Here is a 24288-nt window from a genome sequence, read left to right as displayed (position 1 = left end):
GGGTTAGTGCTGCGACGGCGCGGCTTCGTTAAATAGGAGAGTTTGAGATGCAGTCAGTCCTTATCGCTGGCCCCGATTCTATCGAGAAATTGCTTTCCGATATTGGGGCTCATGTAGCCGGCGGAGGATTCAATGTCGAGACAACCTATGGAAATATCCTGGACTATCCCGCCGAGAAACTCCGCAAAATCGACGCTCTCATCACCATCAAAATGACGGTGGGAGAGGCCGAACTCGCCGCCATGCCAAATCTCAGGGCCGTCATATCGCCCCTCCAGGGATATGACTGGATTGACGTCGAGGCAGCAACAGCACGCGCTATCATAGTAGCGAACGGTGAAGCCGCAGAAAATTACGAAAGCATGGCTGAGGCCACGATCATGCTGATGCTCGTTTGTCTCTATAACCTTAAGGAAGCAGAGCGTTTGTCACGGGACCAACAGCCTCGACCCCAGGGGCAGATGTTAGCCAGAATGGTCAGCGGAAAAACGATTGGAGTGGTAGGCTATGGCAATATAGCTCGCGCGTTCATCAGGCGGCTTTCAGCGTGGAACGCACGTATCCTCGTGTCGACGCGAACTGTTCGGTCTGACCCGGCTGTCGCGCAGTTTACAGATCTCGACGCCCTGCTTGAACAAAGCGATGTCATCATCCTGGCGACGAGTCTGAATGCTCAAACGATAAATCTACTCAGTGCCGAGAAACTTGCGAAATTAAAGCCCGGCTGTGTCTTCGTGAATACGGCCCGCGGAGGCCTTGTCGATGAAGCTGCCCTTGCCCGCGAAGTGGAGAATGGCCGGATCTCCGCAGCCGCGCTCGATGTCTTCCAGCAGGAACCACTTCCGGCAGACAGCCCGCTGCGCAGCTTGCAGAACGTTATTCTGACAGAGCATATTGTTGGTCACACAAGAGAAATGTTTGAGGCGATACCGCGCATTGCACTGGAAAATCTTAGCGACGTTATGGCCGTCACGATACCATCACGCGCGAAGAATTCGGAAACTGCCGAGAGGTGGCTTGCCCGCTGGTCAGTACCGGCCTCGACCATGATATCTGGAAAGGAGACAGTGCGATGAATCTGCCAAAAGGAAAAATCCTCGTCTTCGGTGCGCGCGCCCACATAGGAGGGCCACTCGCTGCCTATTTGACCTATAAGGGCTGGGGCGAAGCATTGCGGCTTGCCACAAGCGCTGAGGCCAATCTGAGCGAACTGCAGCGAACTTATCCGCGCAGCGAATCCGTGGTTGTCGACTATCTTGACGCCGCCGCGATGGAGCGTGCAATGGATAACGTCGAGCGGGCCTTCATCATCACTCCCGACTTTTTGGATGAGAAGATTGCAATGAGCAATCTCGTCCAGGCCGCGAAACGCTCCAATAATTTGCGTCAGATCGTTCGCGTTCTGGGAGATCCGCCGGCTATGACGCTAGCGAAAGTCCCGCCGACCGTACGTGCGTTCGGGGGTGGAACGGCAATCCAACACCTCCAGGCAAAGGAAATCCTTGACGCAAGCGGACTCCCGCTGACCTATGTAAATATAGCAGCCTATCTCATGGATGATTTAATACGCTGGAGCGAGCCGATACGGACACAGGGGAAGCTTCTCATGCCGTTCGAACGGCGTACCACGTGGATCGATCCAACGGACCTGGGTGAGGCGGTCGCTCATATGTTCCTCGAACAAGATGATGGACACCTTGGTCAGCATTATCATCTCAATAATGGCAGCGACCACGTTACGTTCGCCGAGATTGCAGAGATGATCAGCGACGTCCTTCAGAAAAAGATAGTCTACGAACCATCGCCGGATGTATGGCGCCAGGTTTTCAGTGATAGATACCAAACCTTGTTTGGCGACGGGGCAGACGACTATTATCTTGAATATTATGCATTCGAACAACGGTGTCAATTCGCCTTCCATAGATCGGATCTATTGGCCCGTTTGCTCGGCAGAACGCCAAAGACGCTACGGGCTTGGATAGAACAGAATCAGCACTATCTTCAATAGCCGATCAATACGCCTGGCGTCATTCCCCGAACTTTGAGGATGCAAGCATTTCCGGGCCGAAGTGAGCTGTCTGCGTGGAAAAGGGCGAGTTTGCCCCTTCTCCTGCGCGCCAGCCCTCATCAGGAGCCTGGAGTGATCTCGTAACCACAGCTTGACTTGGGGTGGACACCAATTGAACGCTGCGGTTCCGCCCATACATACTGAGCTACGAGAGGACAACACATGACTATAACAACAGAATTCCGCTCTGGTCACATTGAGATCCTTGACCTTAGCGCCCGTTTCGCCTGGCTCATTGATCATGAAGAGGGGCGTGGTGTACCTGAGCTTTTCGTCTCCGAAGGCCGCTACGGCTATGAAGGGTACTGGTGCGAGGGTCGGGAGGCCATCGAAGACTTTTACGAGCGACGCCGCCAGCCGGGAACCCGGAAATCCAGGCATATATTCACAAATCATTTGATACGTATCGAGAAAGACCGTGCATTCTGCACGTCGAATCTCATTCTTTTTGCGACAGATGGGGATGCCGAAGCAAATGCCAATCCCCTCAGTGTTCTCGATTATCACGATATCCTGGTTCGCGATGGTGATGGCAACTGGCGGTATCTTGAGCGGCGGGTGGTGCCCGCTTTCGGCCATATGCCAAAAATCATGGAGAAGGAGAGCGGCGCATGACACCCTATGATCTCAATGTAGCGGCCCGCATTCTACTGACGATCGCTACCGTCGGCTGCACTATCATTCCGGTACTCGCCGACTTCAACCGTACTCATGCCACCAATCCGTTGTGGACAGGACACGCACGATTTCATGTCGTCTGGCAGGTCATGAGTTATGTGTTTATCGGGATTATCCTGATGTATCTGATCTGGACCCCGCGCGCTGAATATTCTGCAGTGCTTTATCTTGTCGGCGGTGTCGTGGGGTCAATATACGCAGGCTTTTTTTCCGCATATTTCGGGATGCGCCTCTATGGCGGGCGCGCCTTCGACGACAATGGTTATCTACCGATACCTGTAAAAATCGGTAGCCGTGTCCTGCACGTAGATCTCAACATCACGGTCTTTTCCATATTCGTCGTGGTCTTGACGATCGGCATGTTCAAAATCGTTTAAGGAGTGGGAAAATGATGGAAGCAAACAAGGAGAAGTCTGCATCAGCTCCGCCAGATCTGGTCAGCAAAGTCCACGAGATTATGGATGAGATCGCCACGCGCGCCGATGAATGCGAAGCCAACCGCGTCGTTCCTGTTGAAAACATTCAGGCGCTACATCGTGTCGGCCTTCTGGATTCAGTAAAACCCAAGAAATTCGGTGGGCTGGAAGTCTCACCTCCCGAAATGTTCCAGGCCTTTGCCGAACTTGCCGGCGCTTGCCCATCGACGGCCTGGGTCTCGAGCCTGCTGGCAGTGCACGCGCATGCGATTGCCTATTATGATCCCAGGCTACAAGAGGAAATCTGGGGCGATGATCCTGAGGCGCTGATCGGTTCGTCGATCGCACCCTTAGGCAAGCTGAAACCTGTCGAGGGCGGTTACCGCTTATCGGGCCGGTTTCCCTGGTCAAGCGGTTGCGACCACGTCAGTTGGTGTCTCCTTGGCGCCTTGATAGAGGATGAGACAAGCGGCCAAAAGTTGCATGGCCTGCTTGCCGTACCTCGTGCTGACTATCAGATTGAGGATACCTGGTATTCGTCAGCTCTGAAAGGTACCGGCAGCAAGGATGTCGTCGTTAACGATGTCTTCGTTCCTGGCTATCGCGCCGAAACGCTTATGGCGCTGAATACGGGGACTTCACGCGGTTTTGGCACGCATAAGGGCGATATCTATACGCTCCCTTTTCAGCCTATCTTCGCTTCGAACTTCTCTGCCGTGGCGTACGGCATTGCAGAATCTGCACTGGATGTCTACCGGGAGCGCCTGCAAAACCGGGTACGGGCCTATACCGGAGCGAAGGCGTCTCTCTCCCCTCCAGGCTATATGCGCCTGGCGGAATCCTATCATGAAGTTCGGGCCGCACGTCTGATTCTCGAAAGCGAATGGAATGATTTTGCTGACCACGCCGCGCGCCGTGCGGCTCCCACCTTGGATACCATGGTCCGCTGGCGGACTTCTCAGGCCTACGCGACACGTTTATCGGTGAGCGCGGTGGACAGGCTCATGATGGCCAGCGGCGGCAGTGCCATTCTTCTTTCAAGCAAGCTCCAGCGATGCTTCCGGGACGTGCACGGCGCCGCCGCCCATGCCTACTCGGACTATGATATTGCCACGCAAATTCTTGGCCGGCATCTGATTGGCGCTGAACCAGACCCGACTCTTCTTTAAAAGGTGATGCAATGAAGTGGCTTAGTTTCGAACTCGATGGCGCGCGACTCTATGGCTTTGTCAAAGGCGATCACGTCGTCAATATCCGCGCGGTAGCCGCGCGGCTAAATCTTGAAGATTTTCCGCGAACGCTTTTGCAACTGGTCGAGGCAGGGGACGGGGAATCCGGCCGATTGAAGGAAATTGTCGACAACGTAGAGCTTGAGGATTGCGTGCCGCTCTCCGACATCGAGTGGCGCACACCGATCGACCGGCCATCAAAAATTCTTGGCGTCCCGATCAACAATGGTTCGTTCGCGCCCCTTGCGCATCGCATGTTCGAGGCTCCCTGTTTCTTCATGAAGCCACCATCGGCCCTGGCTGGCCACAAGCAGCCATTGAGGCTGCGCGCCGAGTATGGGCTAACCCATCATGAACCCGAGCTGGCGGCCATCATAGGGAAACGGGCCCGCGACATTTCGGAATCCGAAGCTCTTTCCCATGTCTTCGGCTTTACCATTATGAACGATATCACCTCTCCGTCGCTCAAGGATGAGGACAGCATTGCGCTGGATGTTCCGCAAATCAAGGGCCAAAATATTCCCTGGCGCAACCAGGCTGAATCCGGCGACGACACGATCTATTTGACCTACCACACGCGTTCGAAAGGGTGCGATAGCTTTGCACTCGTCGGGCCGTGGATTGTGACGCGCGATGAAATCAGCAATCCGAATTCCCTTGCCATCAACGCCTGGATTGGCTCAGAGCATGTCACGTCCGACAGTACGGCCAATCTCACATTCAGTATCGAGAAGGTTATCGCCACTGCGTCAAAGTCTATGACGCTGGAGCCCGGGGATATCATTCATTTCGGTATGGCTGCTGTTCCGACGATGCCTGAGAAATATCCGACCGTTCGCAGTCTGGATCTTCAGAAAATGGGCGGCCCAATCGCGGTCGAAATCGAGGGAATCGGAAAGCTTGAAAACCCCGTGGTGAAAGAGTAATCGATGGTCCTCGCAGAATTTTGTGCTGCTTCATTAATGTAGAGATCGATGGCGCAGCTGCGACAGAGAGATGAAGCGGGCAATCGGATCGGCATCGATCCGATCCGTCTTGGCAGGCGTATCTCTGCTGGCGGCGAATCCCTTGATTTGTGCGGATACATATTTTCTCCAATAGAATCGAGTTGGAGCGCACGGTATCCTCCTCGCCATAGACGTGGATTGAGGCCGCGACCGGTGCGAAGAAGAGGGGAGCGGGGAATTGATCTGTCAACGGTTCTTGCCTGTTCTGATCGGCTGGACCCTTAGGAAGTTTGAAAGAGAGTGTCAAAATGAGCAACCTGGATATGGATAACGGGAAGAAGGCGGCTTTCACGGCGCCGAAATTTCCGGAGAAGGATGGTTCCGCAGTCCCATACGAGGTCTACACATCCCAGGCAATATTCGACCTTGAGCAGGAGCGCATTTTCCGCGGTCCTGTCTGGAGTTATCTCGCCCTTGAAGCGGAGTTGCCTAATCCCGGGGACTTTAAAAGCACTTTCGTGGGCGACACGCCCGTGGTCGTCACGCGAACGCCGGAGGGTGAACTTGCTGCTTGGGTCAATCGTTGCGCGCACCGTGGAGCGACCGTCTGCCGCGAACAGCGTGGTAATGCGACCAGCCATACCTGCATCTATCATCAATGGAGTTATAGTTGCAGTGGGGACCTTGAAGGGGTGCCGTTTCGCCGAGGCGCACAAGGGGTCGCCGGCATGCCGAAAAGCTTTGACCTGGAGCAAAATGGACTGACAAAGTTGCGCGTTGACAGCTATCGCGGCCTCATCTTCGCGACCTTTAGCGAGGAAGCACCCTCGCTGCTGGACTATATCGGCGAAAGGATGCGGCCAGGGATCGATCGCATCTTCCACAAGCCCATCGAGTTTCTCGGTTGTACCCGACAGTATATCCGTGGGAACTGGAAGCTTTACATGGAGAATGTGCGGGACGGATATCATGCCTCTTTGCTCCACGCATTTCATGCCACCTTCAACCTCGTGCGATCCAACCAGAAGGCCCGGGTCATCCGTGATGATGGTCTGGATCTGCATACATGTGGCGATCTGTTTATCACGCCGGACCCAAGCGGTGCTTCAGATTACAAGAACATTTCGACCTTCAAGGAGGGTTTGACACTCGAATATCCAGATATCGTCGCCAATCGCCAGGAGTATGACGAACTGGTCGCCAATCATCTCCAGTGTATTTTTCCACAACTGGTCATCATGCAGATTCAGAATGTACTGGCGGTCCGCCAGGTCCTTCCAAAGGGGCCGAATGAGTTTGAATTGATCTTCAACTTCTTCGGATATGAAGACGATACACCCGAACTGCGCCGCCATCGCATTACCCAGTTCAACCTGGTGGGTCCGACTGGTTTGATATCCATGGAAGACGGTACTGCCATCGAGCTTGTTCAGGACGCGATCAAGGTTGGGCCGCCAGGCGTGTCGATCTCCCAAATGGGCCTGGAGGCCAGCGAGGAAGACCAGGAGCGGGTGCCGATGGCGGAGAACCACATTCGGCGGTTCTGGCGCGGATATCAACGGATTATGGGATTCTAGGCCAATGGAAGATTTTCAGTTGTATCTTGAGCTTCAGGATTTGCAAAATCGCTATATTACGGTGATTGACGAGGACCGGATCGAAGAATGGCCCGACTTTTTCACTGAGGAAGCGGTCTATGAGATTGTGCCACGCGAAAGTGAGCGACTCAATCTTCCGGCCGGTCTGATGCACTGCTTTGGAAAGGGAATGATGCGGGACCGGGTGGTTTCTTATCGGCAAGCGAACGTTTATCACCCGCATAGCTACAGGCATTTCGTATCCGGCCTGCAGATTCTTGAGCGATCTCCGGACAAGATCGTCACGCGATCCAATTATCTTGTGGTAAGAACCTTACAGAACCTTGATTCGGAAGTCTTTCAGGTGGGGTGCTACGAAGATACGGTGGTGCCATCTGAGGACGGGTGGCGATATGCCAGTAAGCGAGCCATCTTTGAGAACGCCCGGGTCAAGGCCTTGCTGGTGATACCGGTATGACGTCAGAGACACAAGTCCTTCGCTGACATGTGAAGGCGACGTTGTTTCAGTGGGTATTTGAAGTCATGCCGGGGCATTCTCTTTTGGCCCCGAATTGAATGATGGAGCTTTTCAACGCGCCGCTCATTCACCGCTCTGGCTGCGATGGCCAAAAGCGTAATGGGAGAGAGGCCCCTGAGCTGTCATCTGTTTGTCTTCATCAACCGCTGCCAAACACAGATTAAAATTAAGGCACCTCTGATTAATTCGGTGGCGCCTCAGGCTTTGCCTTGCCAGTGCGCGCCAGAGGCTCCGCTGAGGCACTAGCGAATTGATCAGAGTGCCTTAAGAACCAATATCGGGATAAGCCCGATTATTGCAGGGGAAGAAGAAGATGATTAAATTCACAAAAAATTACCGTACCGGAGAGTCTGCAGGACCAGTTACATCCATGGCTATTGCCCTGCTGTCCATGGGTGGCGCAATGATTTGTGTGACCCTTCCGGTTACCGCAGCCGCCCAGACCGGAGGGATCGAGGAAGTCGTGGTGACTGCTTCAAAGCGAGCAACGGGTCTGAGACCTCAGGACATGGGTTCTTCCATTTCTGTTGTCACGGCGCGAACTCTTGAGGATGCCGGTATAGTCAATCTCGATGCCCTGGTCTCCCTGGTACCGGGCCTGAACATTGAATCCTATGGGCCGGGTGACAGCGAATATATTATTCGCGGTATCAATGCCGCGGGTGAGTCAACCGTGGGTGTCTACTTTGACGAGTCTCCTATTTCCGGACGATTCGAGCAGGATGGCGGGGGCAAGAACGCTGCGGTAAAACTCATTGACATCGAGCGCATTGAAGTACTGAAGGGGCCGCAGGGCAGTCTGTTCGGTGCCAATTCCATGTCGGGCACTGTCCGCATTATCACCAACAAGCCCGATCTTCAGGAATTTCAAGGGCGAACGGATGCCAATTTCGGCATGACGCGATACTCAAGTGATGAAAATTACCAGGTGAGCGGCGTGCTAAACGTTCCCGTGGTCAAGAATAAGCTCGGCGTTCGGCTGGTTGTTTATAGCGATCGTTCTGCCGGATTTATCGACAACACCCAGATCGGCGTGAAGGACGCCAATGACGTCGAAGTTAACGGGTTCCGTGGGCATGTCCTGTTTGAACCCAACCCGGATTTCAGCCTTTTGGCCAGCGTGACCTATCAAGATTTGGAGGCGGGGCATAACGGACGTGTCACACCGGAGGGTGAACTTGGTGCAGATGGCGCTTTTTATATCAATGAGGGGCCGGAGAATCCCCGCAGTGCCGCGCCGGGTGGTAAGTATATCAATACCGAATTTTCCCACACGGGCTGGGATGAAGACCTGTGGCTCCTGAGCCTGACGGGTGAGCTGAATACAGCTGCGGGTGTGATCACTGCGACCACGTCCTATTATGACCGTGAAATCCTGCGTTTCCAGGACTCAACGCCGGTCAATACAACAACTCTTGCCGGCTTATTCAATACCGTCGGATTCAGCACGCCGCCCGCCGGTGTTCTCCTTCAACCGCAGGACAGGGAAATCACAACCGTTGAATTGCGTTACGCCTCGGATTTTGATTTACCGGTGCAGCTCGTTGCGGGTGGTTTCTACCAGCGCGAAACCAGCAATTTCGACAGCAACGTATTGAACGTGAACTCCGACGGTCGGCCCGTGGAGGCGTTCATGCCATCCGCGCCCACGATCGTGACGGGTGCTGGCGAGCCTGGGGAGCTCAATAGTATTTTCGGGCGTTACCTGGACGGCAAACGCGAGCGCCTGGCTTTCTTCGGCGAGGCCACTTATGAAGTCACGCCGGAGATCGAACTTGTTGGTGGGATGCGCTGGTTCCGCTTTGAAATCGAGGAGGAACAGAACAATACCGGTCCTGACTTCCTGGCTGGAAACGATCCGTTTTCCGTCAGCGGGAACGAAACTACCGTCACCTGGAAGGTTAATCTGGCCTACAAGCCGACTGACGAGGAAACCTATTACGCACTGGTCAGCACGGGGTTCCGCCCCGGTAGCACCAACGTGGCGGCAGGTATCGCCGGTATTGCCGGTGGTGTAGACATACCACCCACCTTCGACAGTGACAGCCTGCGTAACCATGAAGTAGGAGCCAAGCTTCAGCTCTGGGACAGGCGCGTCAATATGAGCATGGCGGCTTTCTGGCTAGAATGGGAGGATATCCAGGTTCAGACCATCACGGAAGGCGGGTTCAACTTCATCGACAATGCGGGCAAAGCGCGTGTTCTCGGTCTTGAAACCGAAGCTCAAGTGTATTTCTATGAACACTGGACGGCCAATTTCGGCCTCACTTACACGGATGCGCAGCTAACCCAGGACCAGCCGCTTGTGGTGGGGCCCTCTGGCGCCTCATTCACGGGGCGGGACGGGGACTCAATCCCCAAGACGCCTGAATTCACCGCTGTTCTCGGGGTCAGCTATCGATTCCAGGTTGCTGAATGGGAAAACGAGATCAGGGCGGATTATTACCACAAGTCTGACTCTCGCTCCGACTTCAGCAGAACGGATGCTGTGTTGGGTGTGGATAATCAGAACTATCGCAAGCTCCCCTCAACCGATACCATTAACATCAATGCCAACTTTACCAAGGGTAACGTGACTCTCGGTCTCTATGCCATGAATGTGACGGACGAATATATTGTGGTTGATGTGCTGAGTTCCGATCAGGATCCGTTCGCCTATATCATCGGCCGGCCGCGCACCATCGGCGCACGGGTCGGGGTAGAGTTCTGAGCAATATGAGCCGGCATGATGCAGCCTGGGCCTTCATGGCCAGGCGGCCCAATACACGAAATTTTTCCACCGATGTATGCGTACCGCTTTCCGCATTGGCGGACTGTAAAGGAGAGAAGCTGTGACTATTAGCAGGTATAGAGCGGTATTAGCGGGCGTGTGTTTTGTACTGCTGTCGTCAACGGGATCCGCCGGAGGACCAAAGGATACCGTTTCTTATGCGCACGATCCGTCCTGGCCGACGGTACTCGATCAGTTTCAATGGGGTGTGGCGGAAGACAAAGAGGCTACTAACTCCACCAGCGCAACAGGTGTGGGTGTCGATAGACAGCACGGCTTGGTGTATGTCCTGGTCCGAACCGCACCTAACGTCAGGGTGTTTCGAGAAGACGGCACCTTTGTACGCGCCTGGTCGCCGGCCAAAGTCGTGAATGTGCATATGCTTCACGTCGATCCCGACAGCAATATCTGGATCGCCGACAGCGGCGCGCATACGGTCACGAAATACACTCCCGAAGGGAAGGTATTGCTCACATTGGGTACGTTTGGCGAACCGGGCATGGATGGCAAGCACTTCAATGCGCCTACGGATATTGCCACGACAGCGGATGGACAAACCCTTTTTGTCTCGGACGGCTACGGCAATAACCGGGTGGCTAAATTCGATCGCTCGGGAAGTTACCTGGGGATGTGGGGCGGTGCCAAGCCGGGCACCGAGCCGGGTGAATTTATCCTGCCGCACAGCATCACCGTGGTGGATCAGAAGGTCTATGTGGCGGACCGCAGTGGTGGTCGTATTCAGGCGTTTGATCTGGATGGGCACTTTATCGATGAGTGGCGGGATACCATAGTCCCTTGGGGCATTGCTGAATATCAACAGCGGCTCTACGTGATCGGGGTGCCATTTAAACAAGACTCCGCATACCCGACCACGACCGCGTTGACTCAGGTGACCATCACAGATCCCTATAAAGCTATGCTTCCGCCAAAGGGACAAATTATAACGGTATTTGATCGCGCGGGAGGTATTGTACAAACAATTTTATTGCCCCAGGGCCAGACCTTTGGCGAAGTGGATTGGGTCCATGGGGTGGATGTGGGCGCCAACGGTGATATCTATCTGGTCGATGTGATGGGCAACCATATACAGAAGTGGAATAAAACCGTTTTCCCTGAAAACAATGTGCCTGTATCGACGCAATGAAACTGTTTGCTGTGTTGACCCAATCTATTCTCCTACCGGGTACGGTTATTTTTGGGTGTGTTGCCACAGTGGCATACGGCGAGACGCCAACGTTAAATGGCTTATTTTCCACGGCACAGATTACACAAGGCGCCCAACTGTTCGCACGCGAATGCGTGCGATGCCATTCGGCTGAGCAGGTATCGGGGTTTGCCTATCAGCGCTGGCAAGACAAAACGTTGGGCGATTTGTTCGACGTGGTGCGCAAAACCATGCCGCCGGAAAGCGCGGGCCGGTTGCAGGGGCAGGATTACCTTGACGTGCTCGCGTTCGTGCTGTCCCGGCAACAACATGAGGCGGGCGCGCACACCATCGCCATTTCACAGCACGATTGGCGCGAGGTTGTTATTCGCCCGCCGCTTGTCACTGCCCGTTCACCTAAAGCAGCTGAGAGAAACTGGACCGCGTACCGAGGCGATGTACGGTCCCAGGGCTATTCCCCGGCGGATCAGATCAACCGCCATAATGTGAAGGACCTGAAAATCGCCTGGCGTTGGAGCGGGCGAAATTTCGGCCCATCTCCGGAACTCAAGAGCATCACCACGCCGCTGATGGTGGATGGCGTGCTTTACCTAACGGCCGGCCTGACCCGCAATGTGGTGGCGGTGGATGCGGCGTCCGGCGAAACCCTGTGGATGTGGCGCCCCGATGAGGGCAAACGGTTTGATACGGCGCCGCGCAAAGGGGCGGGCAGAGGGGTCGCCTATTGGCGGAACCCGAAGGCTAAGGGACGTATCTTGACCGTGACGCCGGGTTTTCAACTGGTCGCGCTGGATGCGTTGACGGGGTTGCCCGTCAGCACCTTTGGTGACAATGGCGTGGTGGATCTGCGACAGGGACTCAGGCGGGCGAAGGGCCGCGATCTTGACATCGGCTCCTCGTCACCGCCGTTGGTGATTGGCGATGTTGTGGTGGTAGGGCCGGCGCACGAAAGCGGCACACGCCCGCCGTCCAAGCGCAACGTCAAAGGCGATGTGCGCGCCTACAGTGCCGTCACAGGAAAACACCTGTGGACATTCGATACCATCCCGGCGCCGGGTGCGGCGAGATCCAACTCCTGGGAAAAGAACACCAACGCCTATACCGGCAATGCAGGGGTATGGGCACCGATGTCCGGTGATCCGGAACTGGGACTGGTTTACCTGCCGGTGGAGTCACCAACCAATGATTATTATGGCGGCGAGAGACCGGGCGACAACCGCTACGCCAACAGCCTGGTCTGTCTGGACGCCAGGACGGGCAAGCTCCGCTGGTATTTCCAAACCACGCACCATGATATCTGGGACTGGGACCTGCCCGCCGCGCCTATTCTTGTGGATATTCCGCGTAAGACAGGCATTGTCAAAGCGGTGGCGCAGCTAACCAAACAGGCGTTTGTCTATGTCTTTAACCGGGAGACGGGCCAGCCGCTCTGGCCAATCGAGGAACGCCCGGCGCCACCCTCCGATGTACCGGGTGAGAAAACGTCGCCGACGCAGCCTGTTCCCAAAGCTCCCGCACCATTTGACCGGCAGGGTATTACCGCGGATGATCTGATCGATTTTACGCCCGCGTTACGCGCGGCCGCGCTGGAGGCGATCAAGCCCTACCGACTCGGTCAGTTTTATGCCGGCGCCTCATTGGCGAATGCCGCGGACGGCACCCACGGCACGCTGATGTTGCCTTCGCCTGTTGGTGGCGCCAATTGGGAGGGCGGTGTTGTCGATCCGGAGACCGGCATGCTTTACGTCGGCTCGATGACCCTGCCGGTGGCTCTGGCCCTGGAGCCGAGTCCACCCGGTAGTGATAGCGGCTATGTCGGTGTCGGCGTCGGCGCCGTCCCTACCGTCGATGGGTTGCCGGTGGTTAAGCCGCCCTGGGGCCGCATTACGGCCATCGATTTAAAGACAGGCCAACATGCCTGGATGGTGCCCAATGGCGACGCGCCGGAGACTGTTAAACAGCATCCGATGCTACAGGGCATTGATATCGGGCGCACCGGCAAGCAGACGCGTAGCGGCTTGCTGGTGACCAAAACACTGCTGTTTGCGGGCGAGGGTTGGGGAGTTACGGGCGAGGGTTGGGGAGGCTCGCCCGTATTGCGCGCCCATGACAAACAGACCGGCGGTATCGTGGCCGAAATCCACCTGCCGGGTGCTCAAACGGGGCTGCCGATGAGCTATGTCTGGCAAGGGAAACAATACATTGTGATGGCCGTTGGTGATGGCGAACAGCCGGCCGAACTGGTGGCACTGTCACTACCATGAGCCCATAATCGAATGGTGCTATAATCGCTTGATGAAAGCAATCAAGCCGAATAACTCTATAGAGGCCAGTCGCGACTTGGTCCGTCAACTGGACTGTGGCGACCTTCTGGAAATCCTGGACGGCTCTCCGGATACGGTGGCCATGTTTGATCGCCGAACTGGTTTGGTGGTCTGGGTTAGTGCTGCGACGGCGCGGCTTCATGACTCCCGTAAAGATGAACTTGTAGGCCTGCATATCGAAGAAATTTTACCTTCCATCGGTGAAGGTCAACATACAGGCAGTGAACATGGAACGACTGTAACGGTTGACAGCCCGGCACAATACAGGCCTGGTAAGTTTAAGGACCGTATCGGTAACATCTTGGCGATCGAATATTGTGTGGTTGGCATTGGTCACGAAGATGAAAAACCCTTGGGCCTTGTCCGCCTTCGAGAAGTTAGTGATGTGCCGAAGTCGACGAAGCAGGAAGAGCGTCTGAGGCGCTTTTTGAACGATTCTTTCGGCGCAACAATGATAGTATCTGACGATGGAATCATCCGGTATGTAGCGCCATCAATCCACAACATCCTCGGTTACAGCGAACAGGAGGCCTGTGGAATGAGTATTCGCAAGTTGCATCACCCCGATCACCGCAAGCGGAACCGTGCGCTTGTAAGAAATATGCCGCCCGACGACAGCCGCCTGAAAAGCTTCGAAACTCTTATTCGACACGCCGATGGCAGCTATCGGCACATCGAAGCATCGGTACGCAATTTAAAGATGCACCCCGATGTCGGTGGGTATTTGGTCAGTTTCAGGGATGTTACGGAGCGCGTTATGGCGGAGATGGACGCCCGCCAGAGGCGGGAGGAGGTCCATGCCCTGGACAGATACAGGACGATGGCTGAACTCGGGTCTTCTCTCGCGCATGAACTCAATCAACCAGTTGCAGCAATACGTAATTATGCCGACGGCTGTTTGCGCAATCTCGATAAACCAGAGGGCGTCGAGCGAAGTCGCTGGGCGCTTGGGCAGATTGCCGCCGAAGCAGAGCGCGTAACGCGAATTATGCGGGCTGTCCATAATTTCACCGCACACAAGCAGGTGCAGCATAAATTGCTGCCAATCAAGGAAATTCTTGAGGATATTTTGCCGTTTCTTACGCTCAAAGCTCAACAAAGTGATGCGGTTCTCAACATCGACATTGGACCTAATCTTAAGGCATGGTGCGACAAGACCCTTATTGGTCAGGTAATCCTTAATCTCGCGTTGAACGCTATTGACGCGGTAAACCACGCGCCACTGCCCGACCGGGAACTTACCATCTCCGGAACCGGCGGTCGTGCGGGATTTATCGAGATCACTGTCTCTGACCGCGGCGTCGGGATGAGCAAGGATCAGGTGGAATCTTTATTCAGTTCGAGAGCCACAACCAAGGAGAGCGGGTTTGGGCTTGGGCTGATGCTCTGTCGCTCAATTATCGCCAATCATGGTGGGGATATCTGGGTGGACTCTGAACTCGGCAAAGGGACAACGTTTCGTTTTACCTTGCCGCGAACCGGGCAAAAGCACTCCTCTTCTTCTTCCAAATCTACCGCTTAGAGTTCTTCACACCATTCGCGCTTGTGTGTTAGCACTTCGTTCACTAACTCGGCGACCGAAGTCGAATTGAACTTCTCTCGAATGCTCGACCGGTGAGCATCAACAGTCTTGCAGCTTATGCCAAGATCATGGGCAATTATCTTGCTTTGTTTCCCTTTGACGACTTCGCGAAGCACCTCCAGTTCCCGGTTGGAGAGCAATTGGAAGCGGTTCAGAAAATCGAGCTTCTGTTTTCGCTGCTGAAGATCCGTCTCCGACTTGGCGAGCGCTTGAGAAATAAGATCTAATAGATCCTGCGGAACATAGGGCTTTTCGATGAAATTGAATGATCCGTGTTGCATGGCTTTCACCGCCATGGGGACATTAGCGTTTGCCGTCACGAAGATTATTGGGACGATTATCCGCCGTTTGCGGATCAGGTCGAACAGCTCGAACCCGTCCATCGTGGGCATCCGTACATCCAGGATTACGCAAGACGGCCGCTCGGGATCAAAAGCTTCCAGAAATGCGGCGCCATCCTGAAAACAGCTGCATTCTAGCTCGACGCTGGCAAGAAGCCATGCGACAGAATCGAGCATTCCTTCGTCATCATCAACGACATAAACAAGGGGTGTCGGCATTCGTTACCCGCTGTAGTGTAAAATATTTAGGAATCTAACACGTTTTTCGCCCTTCTCACATAGGTAGTTACACTCATCGAATACTGTCTGGCGTTAGCGCCTATGGGACAGCTTGAGGCGATTGCATAACGGAGGATTTTTGGCTCATCGTAGCCTTTGTAAGGAGCGAAGATGAGCTAAAAATCCATTAACACGAAAGCAGCGGCGGAGCAGACCGTCCGGGACATCCGGCGCCAGACCCGCAAGCAGTACTCGGCGGAGGAGAAGATCCGCATTGTCCTTGAGTGTCTGCGCGGTGAGGACAGCATCGCTGCCCTATGGCGCCGGGAAGGGATCGCGGAAAGTTTATATTACAGTTGGTCGAAAGACTTCCTGGAAGCGGGCAAGAAGCGTGTGGCCGGGGATACAGCCCGGCAGGCCAGTACTGGTGAGGTCAAGACGCTGCGGACTGAAATGCGCCACCTGAAAGAGACGCTGGCCGAACAGATCGTGGAGAACCGCCTGCTCAAAAAAGCATGATCATGGTCGATGCCCGACTGCCCCTAAGGCGCCGGGCGACGTGCCCCATGAAGGGCCTGCGGAAACGGAGCTCACATGCCCGCCGGGTCAACCAGTGGACAACAGCGGCAAGGCAAGCTGCCAATCCATTCCCCCAGCCTCATTGTGCTCAGACACCAGAGAGCCGCCGAACTGATTCACGACCATGTGAACGATCGGCAACCCCAAACCATGGCTTTCCGAGCTGACGCTGCCGGAATCGGAACCACCTGGTCCGCCACGGTCGCGCAAGGTCACCCGTAAATGCGACCCACCCGCTGTAGCCTCGCAGTCCGAACAGTCCAAAATGAGCTCACAGCTGCCGGCTGAGTGCTTCAGCGCATTGTCGATGAGGTTGCGCAACACCACGACCACCAGCGCCCGCGGCAATGCCACCCGGCCTTCCTTGCATCGATTCTCCATCCGTACACGCTCGCGACCCGGCAAGTCCTCCAGGACATCCTCGACGGCCCGATCGATCAGGCAGCCCTCACTCGCGACTGCGTTGTTGCGCTCCAACCGGGACAGCAAAAGCAGCTGTTCCGTAACCGACTGCAGCTGCGCAACACCTTTCCCGGCGTTGGCCAGGGCCTGCCGCCGTGGCTCGCCTGATACCCGGCTGGCCACGTGTAAGTGGGTCTTGATGGCGGTCAGGGGCGTACGGAACTCATGCGCGGCGCTGTTTGCGAAGCGCTGTTCCCAGGCCAGGCTACTGGCGACTCGGTTGAACAGTTCGTTGAGCGTTTCAACGACGGGTACCAGCTCCGACGGTGCCCGGTCGACCGTGACCGGATCCAGGTTCTCCGGAGTACGACGGCGCAGCTGGTCGCGCAGGGCCGCCAGTGGCCTGAGTCCGCCACGAATCCCCACCAGAGAACGACCAATCCCCCAGCAGGGCCAGCGCGAAAGGAACGACCATGACCAGAATGATGCCGTTGGCCAGCATTACACGCTCGGACATCCGATCGGCAGTGGTGATGAATGTACCGCTCTGCTCCAGGGTGTAGAGCCGCCACTGCTGGCCACCGATCTCCCGAGCGCTGAAGCCCGGACTGGCATCGCTTAGAAGCTGATCCTCCACGCCACTCGTCTGCAGCAACACTTCCCCGCTGGCATCCCGGATCTGACAGGCGACGCCTTCGGCTTCCGGTGAAACCAGCAACGGGCTGCTGCGCGAAGACATCAGCATTTCCGGCTGTCGGGCAATGAGACCAGCGACCATGGTGGCCGACGCTGCCAGGCGCTGATCGAGGGTTCGTGATACTTGCCGATCCAGGTGGAAGTACATCAGCGCCGCGACCGAAAGCCAGAGCACCAGAAAAGCGCTGCCAAGTGACCAGAGCAAGCGGCGCTGGAGGCTCACGTCCCGTCTCCTTCCGGATCATCGGGAGGTGGACCAAGGCGGTAGCCAAGGCCCGCTCGGTCACCACGACATTTCGGTAGAGCTTGCGGCGCAGGTGGTGAATATGCACATTCAAAGCGTTGCTCTCGACGCTGGCATCCATGCCATAGATACCGTCCTTGAGCTGCTCCTCCGACAGAACCACTCCGCGGGCGTTCATCAGCTTCTCCAGCAAGGCGAGCTCCCGGCGCGACAAATGCACCGGCTCACAGTAGAGCATCACCTTTCCCGAACGCGGCTGAACGATCAACTCACCATGCTTCACTTGCGAGACCGTTCGACCCGCCGCACGCCGTACCAGGGCATGCAGCCGAGCCGTCAGTTCATCCAGGTCAAAGGGCTTGAGCACATAGTCGTCTGCCCCCGCCTCGAGCCCCTTGACCCGGTCCTCGACCGCGTCGCGGGCTGTCAGGATCAGGACGGGAGTGGCGACTTCGGGTTGCCGCCACTCCGACAGCAGCGCCAGACCGTCACCATCCGGCAGACCCAGGTCGAGCACGACCACATCGCACCCGAACTGCTCCATAGCAGCCCTGGCCTCGCGCGCAGTGCTCACGCGGTCGACGGTGCAGTGGTACAGCGCCAAGCCGGCCTCGAGACCGGAGGCCACCAGATCATCATCTTCAATCACCAGGACATGCACAGCATCCGAGCTCCTGCGGTATTTAATGCTGAGTTAATTAGCCCGGTCCAGACTACAGCACCAGAAACAGACGAAGCACCCCGACCCCCAGGAGCACCGCGTGCCAACCATCCGACTCTGGATTCTGATCTTAGCCGCTCTCGTGGCAATGGCAAGCAGCGGAGTGGCCACGAGCCAGGCCGCATTGCCCGGCGATGACGACTTCCTGCCAGCTCGGCAGGCATTCCAGTACGAACTTCGGGATAACGGCGACGGAACGCTGACTTTGGCCTGGGACATTGCGCCCGGCTACTACCTGTACCGCAAGCGGATGAGCATCGAAGCCGGGGACGGGGAGCTGGGCGGCGTCCAGTTTCCGGTTGGTTCGGTCATACACGACGAGTTCTTCGGCGAGTCGGAAGTGTTCTACGATGACGCCGCGATCCTGATCGACAGCGGAACTGCAGGCAGCCTCGAACTCGCCTGGCAGGGTTGTGCCGCAGCAGGCCTGTGCTATCCACCCGATTCTGCCACCGTGGAACTCAACACAACCCCGGCGGACAGCGACAGTCCCGACCCATTCCCAGCTGCTAGCCAAACGAAACCGGCTACCGGTTCGGCTGCGGATGCACGGCTGGCTACGGATCAGTCGCTGACCCGGCAGCTGGACGAAGGCAGTCTGTCCTGGAACCTGGTCGTGTTCTTCGGCCTCGGGCTGTTGCTGGTCTTCACGCCTTGTGTACTGCCGATGATTCCGATCCTGTCGACGGTGATCGTCGGCAGCGAGGCCAGTCCCGGGCGGTCCTTCGCGCTTTCAAGCGTATACGTAGTCAGCATGGCAGTGACCTACGCCCTGCTCGGCGTCGCTGCCGCCATGGCCGGCTCCAATCTGCAGGCCGTGTTGCAGGCCCCAATCTTCATTGTCGCCATCGGCTCGGTGTTCGTACTGCTGGCGATGTCCATGTTCGGGCTGTATGAACTGCAGTTGCCGGCCTTTGTGCGCGACCGGCTGAGCCGGGTCAGCCAGCGTCAACAGGGTGGCAGCCTGGCCAGCGCCTCCGCCATGGGCGTTGTCGCGGCGCTGTTAGCCAGCCCCTGCATGACCGCGCCATTGGCCGGCGCCCTGATCTACATCGCCGATACAGGGAATACCACCCTGGGCGGGCTTGCGTTGCTGGCGCTGGGGCTGGGCATGGGCACACCGCTGATTGCCCTGGCCACGTTCGGAGCCGGCTTCCTGCCAAGGCCCGGAGTCTGGATGAATGGAGTGAAGGCCGTATTCGGATTCATTCTGCTCGGAACGACGATCTACTTCCTTGAACGCATTCTGGATGACGCCCTGGTGCTCGCGCTCTGGGGCAGTTTGACCGTTGCAGCCGGGCTTGCGCTCTGGCAAGTCATTGGCTCCATCTCCCGAACCGGGGCACTGCTCACCTTGACGGTAAGCGCCAGCGCAATCATCACTTTGTGGGGTGGGTTGATGCTGATCGGTGCAGCTGCCGGTGGTGACCGGCCCCTGCAGCCACTCAAGGAACTGTCGGCCACCGCCCGCGCTGGCAGCACCGGCGAGCAGCCGCATGTGACCTTCGAAGGCTTCAAGTCGGTGGCCGACCTGGACCGTGCAATCGCCGAGGTCGGTGCATCAGGTCAGTGGACCCTGGTCGAGTTCTACGCCGACTGGTGTGTGTCTTGCAAAGTCATCGAGAAGGAAGTGTTCGGTGACGCCACCGTGGTCTCCTCATTGTCGGACATGCAGCTGTTGCGTGCCGATGTCACTGCCAATGATGCGCTTGACCGGGAGCTGATGCGCGAACTGAGCGTGGTCGGTCCACCCACCATTCTGATCGTCGGACCGGACGGGCAAGAACGACGGCCCCAGCGCACTACTGGAGAAGTGTCGGCACAAAAATTTCTCGATCGCCTGGCGCGGGCACGAGAATCCTGAAGGAGACTTTAGTGGCAACTATTGATATCGGACCGCTCGCGCTTCCGCTGAGTCGAGCGCTGCTTCTGGCCGCTGGCATCGTCGCACTGCTAATTGCTGCGCTTGCGGGCCGGAACAAGCAAGTATCGGTGACGGACCCCGTATTCCACGTGCTCTTTGCCGGTAGTCTGTCGGCGCGCGCCGCGTTTGTGCTCAGCTACTGGGAACAGTACCGGAGCGACCTTCTGGGCATCATCGACATCCGGGACGGCGGGTTCGATCCGATCTTCGGCCTGATCGGTGCATTGCTCGTGCTGACCCGGCAACTCTGGCGCAATCCAACCATTCGGCGCGCCCTAAGCGGCGCAGCGGCCGCAGGTTTCCTGACCTGGGTCGCAGGAGCACTGCTCACCGGACTTGTACAGCCCCCGGCACCGAGCATTCCGGATAGCACACTGACCGGGCTGGATGCCCGTATGACCACGCTACCGCAGCTCGCCGACGGCCAACCGATGGTCGTGAACCTCTGGGCAAGTTGGTGCCCGCCCTGCGTCCGCGAAATGCCGGTGCTGGAGAAAGCCCAGCATGACTACCCGGACATCACCTTTGTCTTCGTCAATCAGGGGGAACAACCTGAAACCATTCAGAATTTCCTGACCCGACTCGGCCTGTCGCTGGACAACGTGGTGACCGACACCGGCGCCAGCATCGGGCGCAGCACCGGCAATCGTGCCTTGCCGACAACACTATTCTACGACCGCCAGGGCAGGCAAGTGAATGCCCACCTGGGCGAACTGTCTGCCGCCTCCCTGACTCACAACCTCGAACGATTCAACTAAGCTGGAGAAACCACATGAAAGCCGTCAATTCACTGAGCATATCCCTGCTGACGAGCGTGATCCTCGCAGAAGTCAGCCTCAGCTCCCCGGCGACAGCCCAGACCCACCCACCGGCCGTACAGAACGTGGTTGATCGTGGCGTCACCATCCAAGGCACATTCGATGCCTCGGGTAACCTCACCGGCTAGGTCGGCAACATGCAGGGACAGGCCGTCGCTTTCTACCTGACGCCCGACCGCGAACATGTCGTGGTCGGATCCATGCTTGACGCTGACGGGCAGAACCTTACCGAGCCGAAGCTCCAGGAGTTGGTCCTGGGACCCCAGAACGAGCGAGCCTGGAGCCAGCTCGAAGATGCCGACTGGATCGTCGATGGCGACCCCGATGCCCCGGTTGTCATCTACACCTTTACCGACCCGAACTGCCCGTACTGCCATCGCTTCCGGCAGGAAGCAAAGCCCTGGATTGAGGCTGGCCGGGTTCAGCTGCGCCATATCCTCGTCGGCATCCTGAGAGAGGACAGCCTGCCCAAGGCTGCGACGATCATGGGGGCAAAAGACCCGGGTGCGGCATTGAACAAGAATCACGAGCGCCATCAAGATAGCGGTATCAAGGTCGTTCCTGGACTCGTTGGCGACAACACCGACCGTGTGCAGGCCAACAATCGGTTGATGGCCAGCCTCGGCCTGAGTGCTACACCAAGCACCTACTACCTCGACGCCAGTGGCAACGTACTGACGAAGCAGGGCGCACCCAGACCGGGTGAACTCGAAGCAATAATGGGAAGCGAAAGGCCCGATTGATCCCGTTTCCGTTCACTTCTCAAGCGGCAGCAGGCCGGTTCTTCATGTGCGCTGTGGTCCTTGAAGGATCTGGCGACAACCTGGGCTACCGACAGTTTATCCACGCCCAGCCGCGCACTGTGGGTGCCTCACTGCGCTACGAGTTTTGATATAGCCTGCCCCTGATTGAGCGCTAAGCACAACGACGCCCTCGGTCCTCAGGTCCGGGGGTTCCTATTTCCCGCGGTCCGATAAGCCAGGCCCTAGGCCATCACCAGACGCTTCATCCAGTCCAGCAACACCATCGGCAGCAATTCCGGCTTGGGCAGCAGGGCATAGTGATGGGCGCCGAATATGCGCGGCAGGTAGTTGGCCGCTTGCCGGTCGATGGTCAGGCAAAACGGGGAAATGCCCTGCAGGCTGGCTTCAGTGACGGCCTGGCGCATGTCCTCGACTCCGTAGCGTCCCTCGTAATTATCCTTGTCATTGGGCTTGCCATCGGACAGTAGCAGCAGCAATCTGTGCGCCGCGGGTTGACGCATCAGGCCCACGCTGGCGTGGCGGATGGCGGCGCCGGCGCGGGTGTAATGTTCCGGTTCGAGGGAACTGATCCGCAGTGCCACCTCGTTGCTGTAGCTTTCTTCAAAGGATTTTATCTGCCGCACGGTAACCGCGTGCGGTCCTTCACCAGAAAATGCCTGTACCGAGTAGGGTTCACCGAGACCTTCCAGTGCAATACACACCAGCAGCAGGGCTTCCCGCTCTACATCAATGATGCGCCGGTTGGCGGAAACCCAGCTGTCGGTGGAGCCGCTGTTATCTATCAACAAGGTAATGGCGGTGTCACGATCCGCGGTACGGCGTGTCTGGTAAAGGCCTTCAGCCATGGGGTTGCCGGCTCGCAAGTCAGCGTAGCTGTCGATATAGGCATCCAGGTCGACTTCATCGCCATCGAGCTGTTTGCGATGCCAGACGCGCCTGGCACGCAGCATTTCAAAACGCCGGCGGATACTGTTGAGCATGGATTCATGGGCGGCCAGGGTATCATCCACCCACTGTTGCGAACCTTCGGGGACGGACAGTAGCCGTACCGTGGCGCCATGTTCACGGTAGATCCGCGCCCGGTAGTCCCACTCGGGATAACTGATTCCCCGGCCTTCGGCAACTGCGGCCTTGAGTTCCCGCCGGGCCCGGGCATCGGGCGGATCGTCAGACAACAGCACTTCTTTGGGACGCCCCGGCGTGGTCACCAGGCGAGCTTCCGGCAGCTCCGAGACCATATCGCCAAATTCCTCGGCACTGGTTTCCTCGTCCCTGTCAGTGGGCCGCTGCAGGCCCATGGGATCCTCGGCGTGCTGGTGCGGTTCATCCGCCTGTACCATCCAGGGGCCGTGATGCTCTTGTTCGTCATCCTCATTTTCTGTCGCCTGGCGCTCTTCCGGGCGCCGCTCCAGACGGGCGCCCCGGGGAGGCGTGGTATCCTGCTCCTCGTCTACACTCGCTTGTTCGCCACCCGCTCCAGATACGTGGTCATCGGGAGGAGGGCGCAGTTCCCCGGTCCACCAGTCACGTACCAGCGGAAAGGGGCCGAGATGGCGTTCACTGAAACCCTGGGTACCAGTTGCAGGTCCCGGATTATCCGCTGTGCATGGCTAAGCGACTGCTCGGGGGAATCAGTCAGTGGTATCCCGCCAGGAGAAACCGTGCACTCGCTACCCAGGAGTTGGCGGACGAACTGCTCCAGTGGTCGTCGCGGCTCGGGAAACTGTGACAGCGGCGGTCTGGCAGCCAGCGCCTCGCGTCGCAACGTCTGAATCGAGCCAGTCATGCCTGGAAGTAATGTGGCCAGCGCAGCATCGGCCGCGCAGGCCTCCAGCAACAGAGCCACATCAGCCAGCAACGGCGTCTGCCCCTGGTTGACAATCGTGGCGCTGCCGCGGCGGGCACGAATCACCTGCTGTAACGCCATCACCCGGTAGAGCCGGGTGGCCAGTGCAACATTCGTCAACTGCGAATCGGGCGGCAACCACAGGGACACACCGTTGGTGGCGGGTATCTGCCGGCGAAGACGCGGTTTCTGGTGGCGCTTGAAAACAATGGACAGGAAAGTGGCCCGGGGGGGAAGCTGGGCCCGGCGAATGGGATAGCTGCAACCAAAAATGGCAGAGATCAGCAGATCCAGGCGCGTGGCGACATCCGCCAAAACCACAGTCGGCGGGGTATCGGGCGCGGTGCGGTGGCGGCGCCACAGGTCCTGGGCAAACACGGTAGCGTGGCGCGCTGCATCGCTAATGACTTCTTCAGCTTCTGCCATGATAAATGTGGCGC

General features: G+C 57.3%; 21 protein-coding genes and 3 pseudogenes. 18 read left to right on the top strand and 6 right to left on the bottom strand.

The features are described from left to right. Window positions 1–47 precede the first annotated feature (47 nt). From G3T16_RS00465 to G3T16_RS00405, 13 genes and pseudogenes are all read left to right on the top strand, one after another. On the top strand, window positions 48–1076 hold the full coding sequence (locus G3T16_RS00465) for an NAD(P)-dependent oxidoreductase (protein ID WP_163493366.1): 1029 nt from the start codon (window positions 48–50) through the stop codon (window positions 1074–1076). Next, window positions 1073–2008 carry an NmrA family NAD(P)-binding protein gene (locus tag G3T16_RS00460; RefSeq protein ID WP_163493365.1) on the top strand — a complete coding sequence of 312 codons (936 nt, stop codon included), beginning with the start codon at window positions 1073–1075 and terminating at the stop codon, window positions 2006–2008. Before G3T16_RS00465 ends, G3T16_RS00460 begins: the two co-directional genes overlap by 4 nt. Before the next feature lie 222 nt (window positions 2009–2230). Next, window positions 2231–2683 (top strand): nuclear transport factor 2 family protein, encoded by a 453-nt coding sequence (locus tag G3T16_RS00455; protein WP_163493364.1) that lies wholly within the window; start codon window positions 2231–2233, stop codon window positions 2681–2683. Further along, the gene (locus G3T16_RS00450) at window positions 2680–3123 is read left to right on the top strand and encodes a hypothetical protein (protein ID WP_163493363.1); all 444 of its coding nucleotides are present in this window, start codon (window positions 2680–2682) and stop codon (window positions 3121–3123) included. Before G3T16_RS00455 ends, G3T16_RS00450 begins: the two co-directional genes overlap by 4 nt. Before the next feature lie 11 nt (window positions 3124–3134). Beyond that, a complete protein-coding gene (locus G3T16_RS00445) occupies window positions 3135–4331 on the top strand; it encodes a flavin-dependent monooxygenase (protein WP_197911802.1) in 1197 nt (398 codons plus the stop codon). Window positions 4332–4342: 11 nt separating this feature from the next. Then, the gene (locus tag G3T16_RS00440; RefSeq protein WP_163493362.1) at window positions 4343–5317 is read left to right on the top strand and encodes a fumarylacetoacetate hydrolase family protein; all 975 of its coding nucleotides are present in this window, start codon (window positions 4343–4345) and stop codon (window positions 5315–5317) included. A gap of 329 nt (window positions 5318–5646) precedes the next feature. After that, window positions 5647–6915: a Rieske 2Fe-2S domain-containing protein gene (locus tag G3T16_RS00435; protein WP_163493361.1), complete on the top strand. Its 1269-nt coding sequence runs from the start codon at window positions 5647–5649 to the stop codon at window positions 6913–6915. Between the two features lie 4 nt (window positions 6916–6919). Then, a complete protein-coding gene (locus G3T16_RS00430; RefSeq protein ID WP_163493360.1) occupies window positions 6920–7393 on the top strand; it encodes an aromatic-ring-hydroxylating dioxygenase subunit beta in 474 nt (157 codons plus the stop codon). Window positions 7394–7519: 126 nt separating this feature from the next. After that, window positions 7520–7699 (top strand): annotated as a pseudogene (locus tag G3T16_RS22920) (hypothetical protein); the annotation flags it as partial. 124 nt (window positions 7700–7823) lie between these two features. Beyond that, window positions 7824–10163 (top strand): TonB-dependent receptor, encoded by a 2340-nt coding sequence (locus tag G3T16_RS00420; protein WP_163493358.1) that lies wholly within the window; start codon window positions 7824–7826, stop codon window positions 10161–10163. A 121-nt stretch (window positions 10164–10284) separates the two neighbouring features. After that, a complete protein-coding gene (locus G3T16_RS00415; RefSeq protein ID WP_163493357.1) occupies window positions 10285–11367 on the top strand; it encodes a 6-bladed beta-propeller in 1083 nt (360 codons plus the stop codon). 68 nt (window positions 11368–11435) lie between these two features. After that, window positions 11436–13652, top strand: coding sequence for an outer membrane protein assembly factor BamB family protein (locus G3T16_RS00410; RefSeq protein WP_163493356.1), 2217 nt, complete (start codon window positions 11436–11438; stop codon window positions 13650–13652). A 31-nt stretch (window positions 13653–13683) separates the two neighbouring features. Continuing rightward, complete coding sequence (locus tag G3T16_RS00405; protein ID WP_163493355.1) at window positions 13684–15234, top strand: two-component system sensor histidine kinase NtrB; 1551 nt, start codon at window positions 13684–13686, stop codon at window positions 15232–15234. Here G3T16_RS00405 and G3T16_RS00400 read toward each other — a convergent pair. Beyond that, window positions 15231–15854, bottom strand: a complete 624-nt coding sequence (locus tag G3T16_RS00400; RefSeq protein ID WP_163493354.1) for a response regulator transcription factor — start codon at window positions 15852–15854, stop codon at window positions 15231–15233. The two genes, G3T16_RS00405 and G3T16_RS00400, sit on opposite strands and share 4 nt — an antisense overlap. Before the next feature lie 186 nt (window positions 15855–16040). Between G3T16_RS00400 and G3T16_RS00395 the strand changes: the two are divergent. Continuing rightward, window positions 16041–16367: pseudogene (locus tag G3T16_RS00395) on the top strand (transposase); the annotation flags it as partial. 93 nt (window positions 16368–16460) lie between these two features. On the opposite strand, the gene G3T16_RS00390 reads toward G3T16_RS00395, so the two are convergent. From G3T16_RS00390 to G3T16_RS00380, 3 genes and pseudogenes are all read right to left on the bottom strand, one after another. Then, complete coding sequence (locus G3T16_RS00390; RefSeq protein ID WP_232059417.1) at window positions 16461–17255, bottom strand: histidine kinase dimerization/phospho-acceptor domain-containing protein; 795 nt, start codon at window positions 17253–17255, stop codon at window positions 16461–16463. Beyond that, window positions 17137–17754, bottom strand: coding sequence for a sensor histidine kinase N-terminal domain-containing protein (locus G3T16_RS21445; protein ID WP_163493352.1), 618 nt, complete (start codon window positions 17752–17754; stop codon window positions 17137–17139). Before G3T16_RS21445 ends, G3T16_RS00390 begins: the two co-directional genes overlap by 119 nt. Before the next feature lie 133 nt (window positions 17755–17887). Then, window positions 17888–18403, bottom strand: a pseudogene (locus tag G3T16_RS00380) (response regulator); the annotation flags it as partial. Between the two features lie 181 nt (window positions 18404–18584). On the opposite strand from G3T16_RS00380, the gene dsbD reads away from it, so the two are divergent. From dsbD to dsbG, 4 genes are read left to right on the top strand one after another with little or no spacing between them, the layout of a single operon-like run. Beyond that, window positions 18585–20360, top strand: coding sequence for a protein-disulfide reductase DsbD (gene dsbD / locus G3T16_RS00375; protein ID WP_197911801.1), 1776 nt, complete (start codon window positions 18585–18587; stop codon window positions 20358–20360). 11 nt (window positions 20361–20371) lie between these two features. Continuing rightward, complete coding sequence (locus G3T16_RS00370; RefSeq protein WP_163493351.1) at window positions 20372–21178, top strand: TlpA disulfide reductase family protein; 807 nt, start codon at window positions 20372–20374, stop codon at window positions 21176–21178. Between the two features lie 14 nt (window positions 21179–21192). After that, on the top strand, window positions 21193–21366 hold the full coding sequence (locus G3T16_RS20790) for a hypothetical protein (RefSeq protein WP_197911800.1): 174 nt from the start codon (window positions 21193–21195) through the stop codon (window positions 21364–21366). A gap of 9 nt (window positions 21367–21375) precedes the next feature. Next, window positions 21376–21981 carry a thiol:disulfide interchange protein DsbG gene (dsbG, locus tag G3T16_RS00365; RefSeq protein WP_197911799.1) on the top strand — a complete coding sequence of 202 codons (606 nt, stop codon included), beginning with the start codon at window positions 21376–21378 and terminating at the stop codon, window positions 21979–21981. A 242-nt stretch (window positions 21982–22223) separates the two neighbouring features. On the opposite strand, the gene G3T16_RS20785 is transcribed toward dsbG, so the two are convergent. Both G3T16_RS20785 and G3T16_RS20780 read right to left on the bottom strand, forming a co-directional pair. Further along, window positions 22224–23342, bottom strand: a complete 1119-nt coding sequence (locus tag G3T16_RS20785) for a nitric oxide reductase activation protein NorD (RefSeq protein WP_197911798.1) — start codon at window positions 23340–23342, stop codon at window positions 22224–22226. Between the two features lie 110 nt (window positions 23343–23452). Continuing rightward, on the bottom strand, window positions 23453–24274 hold the full coding sequence (locus tag G3T16_RS20780) for a hypothetical protein (RefSeq protein ID WP_197911797.1): 822 nt from the start codon (window positions 24272–24274) through the stop codon (window positions 23453–23455). Window positions 24275–24288 lie beyond the last annotated feature (14 nt).

The organism is Kineobactrum salinum, assembly GCF_010669285.1.
Taxonomy (GTDB): domain Bacteria; phylum Pseudomonadota; class Gammaproteobacteria; order Pseudomonadales; family Halieaceae; genus Kineobactrum; species Kineobactrum salinum.
The sequence above is the reverse complement of the archived record's forward strand: the minus strand, read 5'-3'. Positions and strand labels throughout refer to the sequence as shown.

Excerpts from the sequence above, each read along its gene's own strand:
- G3T16_RS00465 (WP_163493366.1), top strand. The coding sequence starts at position 48 with ATGCAGTCAGTCCTTATCGCTGGCCCCGATTCTATCGAGAAATTGCTT.
- G3T16_RS20780 (WP_197911797.1), bottom strand. The coding sequence starts at position 24,274 with ATGGCAGAAGCTGAAGAAGTCATTAGCGATGCAGCGCGCCACGCTACC.
- G3T16_RS00455 (WP_163493364.1), top strand. The coding sequence starts at position 2,231 with ATGACTATAACAACAGAATTCCGCTCTGGTCACATTGAGATCCTTGAC.
- G3T16_RS20790 (WP_197911800.1), top strand. The coding sequence starts at position 21,193 with ATGAAAGCCGTCAATTCACTGAGCATATCCCTGCTGACGAGCGTGATC.
- G3T16_RS00435 (WP_163493361.1), top strand. The coding sequence starts at position 5,647 with ATGAGCAACCTGGATATGGATAACGGGAAGAAGGCGGCTTTCACGGCG.
- G3T16_RS00400 (WP_163493354.1), bottom strand. The coding sequence starts at position 15,854 with ATGCCGACACCCCTTGTTTATGTCGTTGATGATGACGAAGGAATGCTC.
- G3T16_RS20785 (WP_197911798.1), bottom strand. The coding sequence starts at position 23,342 with ATGGTACAGGCGGATGAACCGCACCAGCACGCCGAGGATCCCATGGGC.
- G3T16_RS00460 (WP_163493365.1), top strand. The coding sequence starts at position 1,073 with ATGAATCTGCCAAAAGGAAAAATCCTCGTCTTCGGTGCGCGCGCCCAC.
- G3T16_RS00430 (WP_163493360.1), top strand. The coding sequence starts at position 6,920 with ATGGAAGATTTTCAGTTGTATCTTGAGCTTCAGGATTTGCAAAATCGC.
- G3T16_RS00420 (WP_163493358.1), top strand. The coding sequence starts at position 7,824 with ATGGCTATTGCCCTGCTGTCCATGGGTGGCGCAATGATTTGTGTGACC.
- G3T16_RS00445 (WP_197911802.1), top strand. The coding sequence starts at position 3,135 with ATGATGGAAGCAAACAAGGAGAAGTCTGCATCAGCTCCGCCAGATCTG.
- dsbD (WP_197911801.1), top strand. The coding sequence starts at position 18,585 with ATGGCAAGCAGCGGAGTGGCCACGAGCCAGGCCGCATTGCCCGGCGAT.
- G3T16_RS00440 (WP_163493362.1), top strand. The coding sequence starts at position 4,343 with ATGAAGTGGCTTAGTTTCGAACTCGATGGCGCGCGACTCTATGGCTTT.
- dsbG (WP_197911799.1), top strand. The coding sequence starts at position 21,376 with ATGCAGGGACAGGCCGTCGCTTTCTACCTGACGCCCGACCGCGAACAT.
- G3T16_RS00405 (WP_163493355.1), top strand. The coding sequence starts at position 13,684 with ATGAAAGCAATCAAGCCGAATAACTCTATAGAGGCCAGTCGCGACTTG.
- G3T16_RS00450 (WP_163493363.1), top strand. The coding sequence starts at position 2,680 with ATGACACCCTATGATCTCAATGTAGCGGCCCGCATTCTACTGACGATC.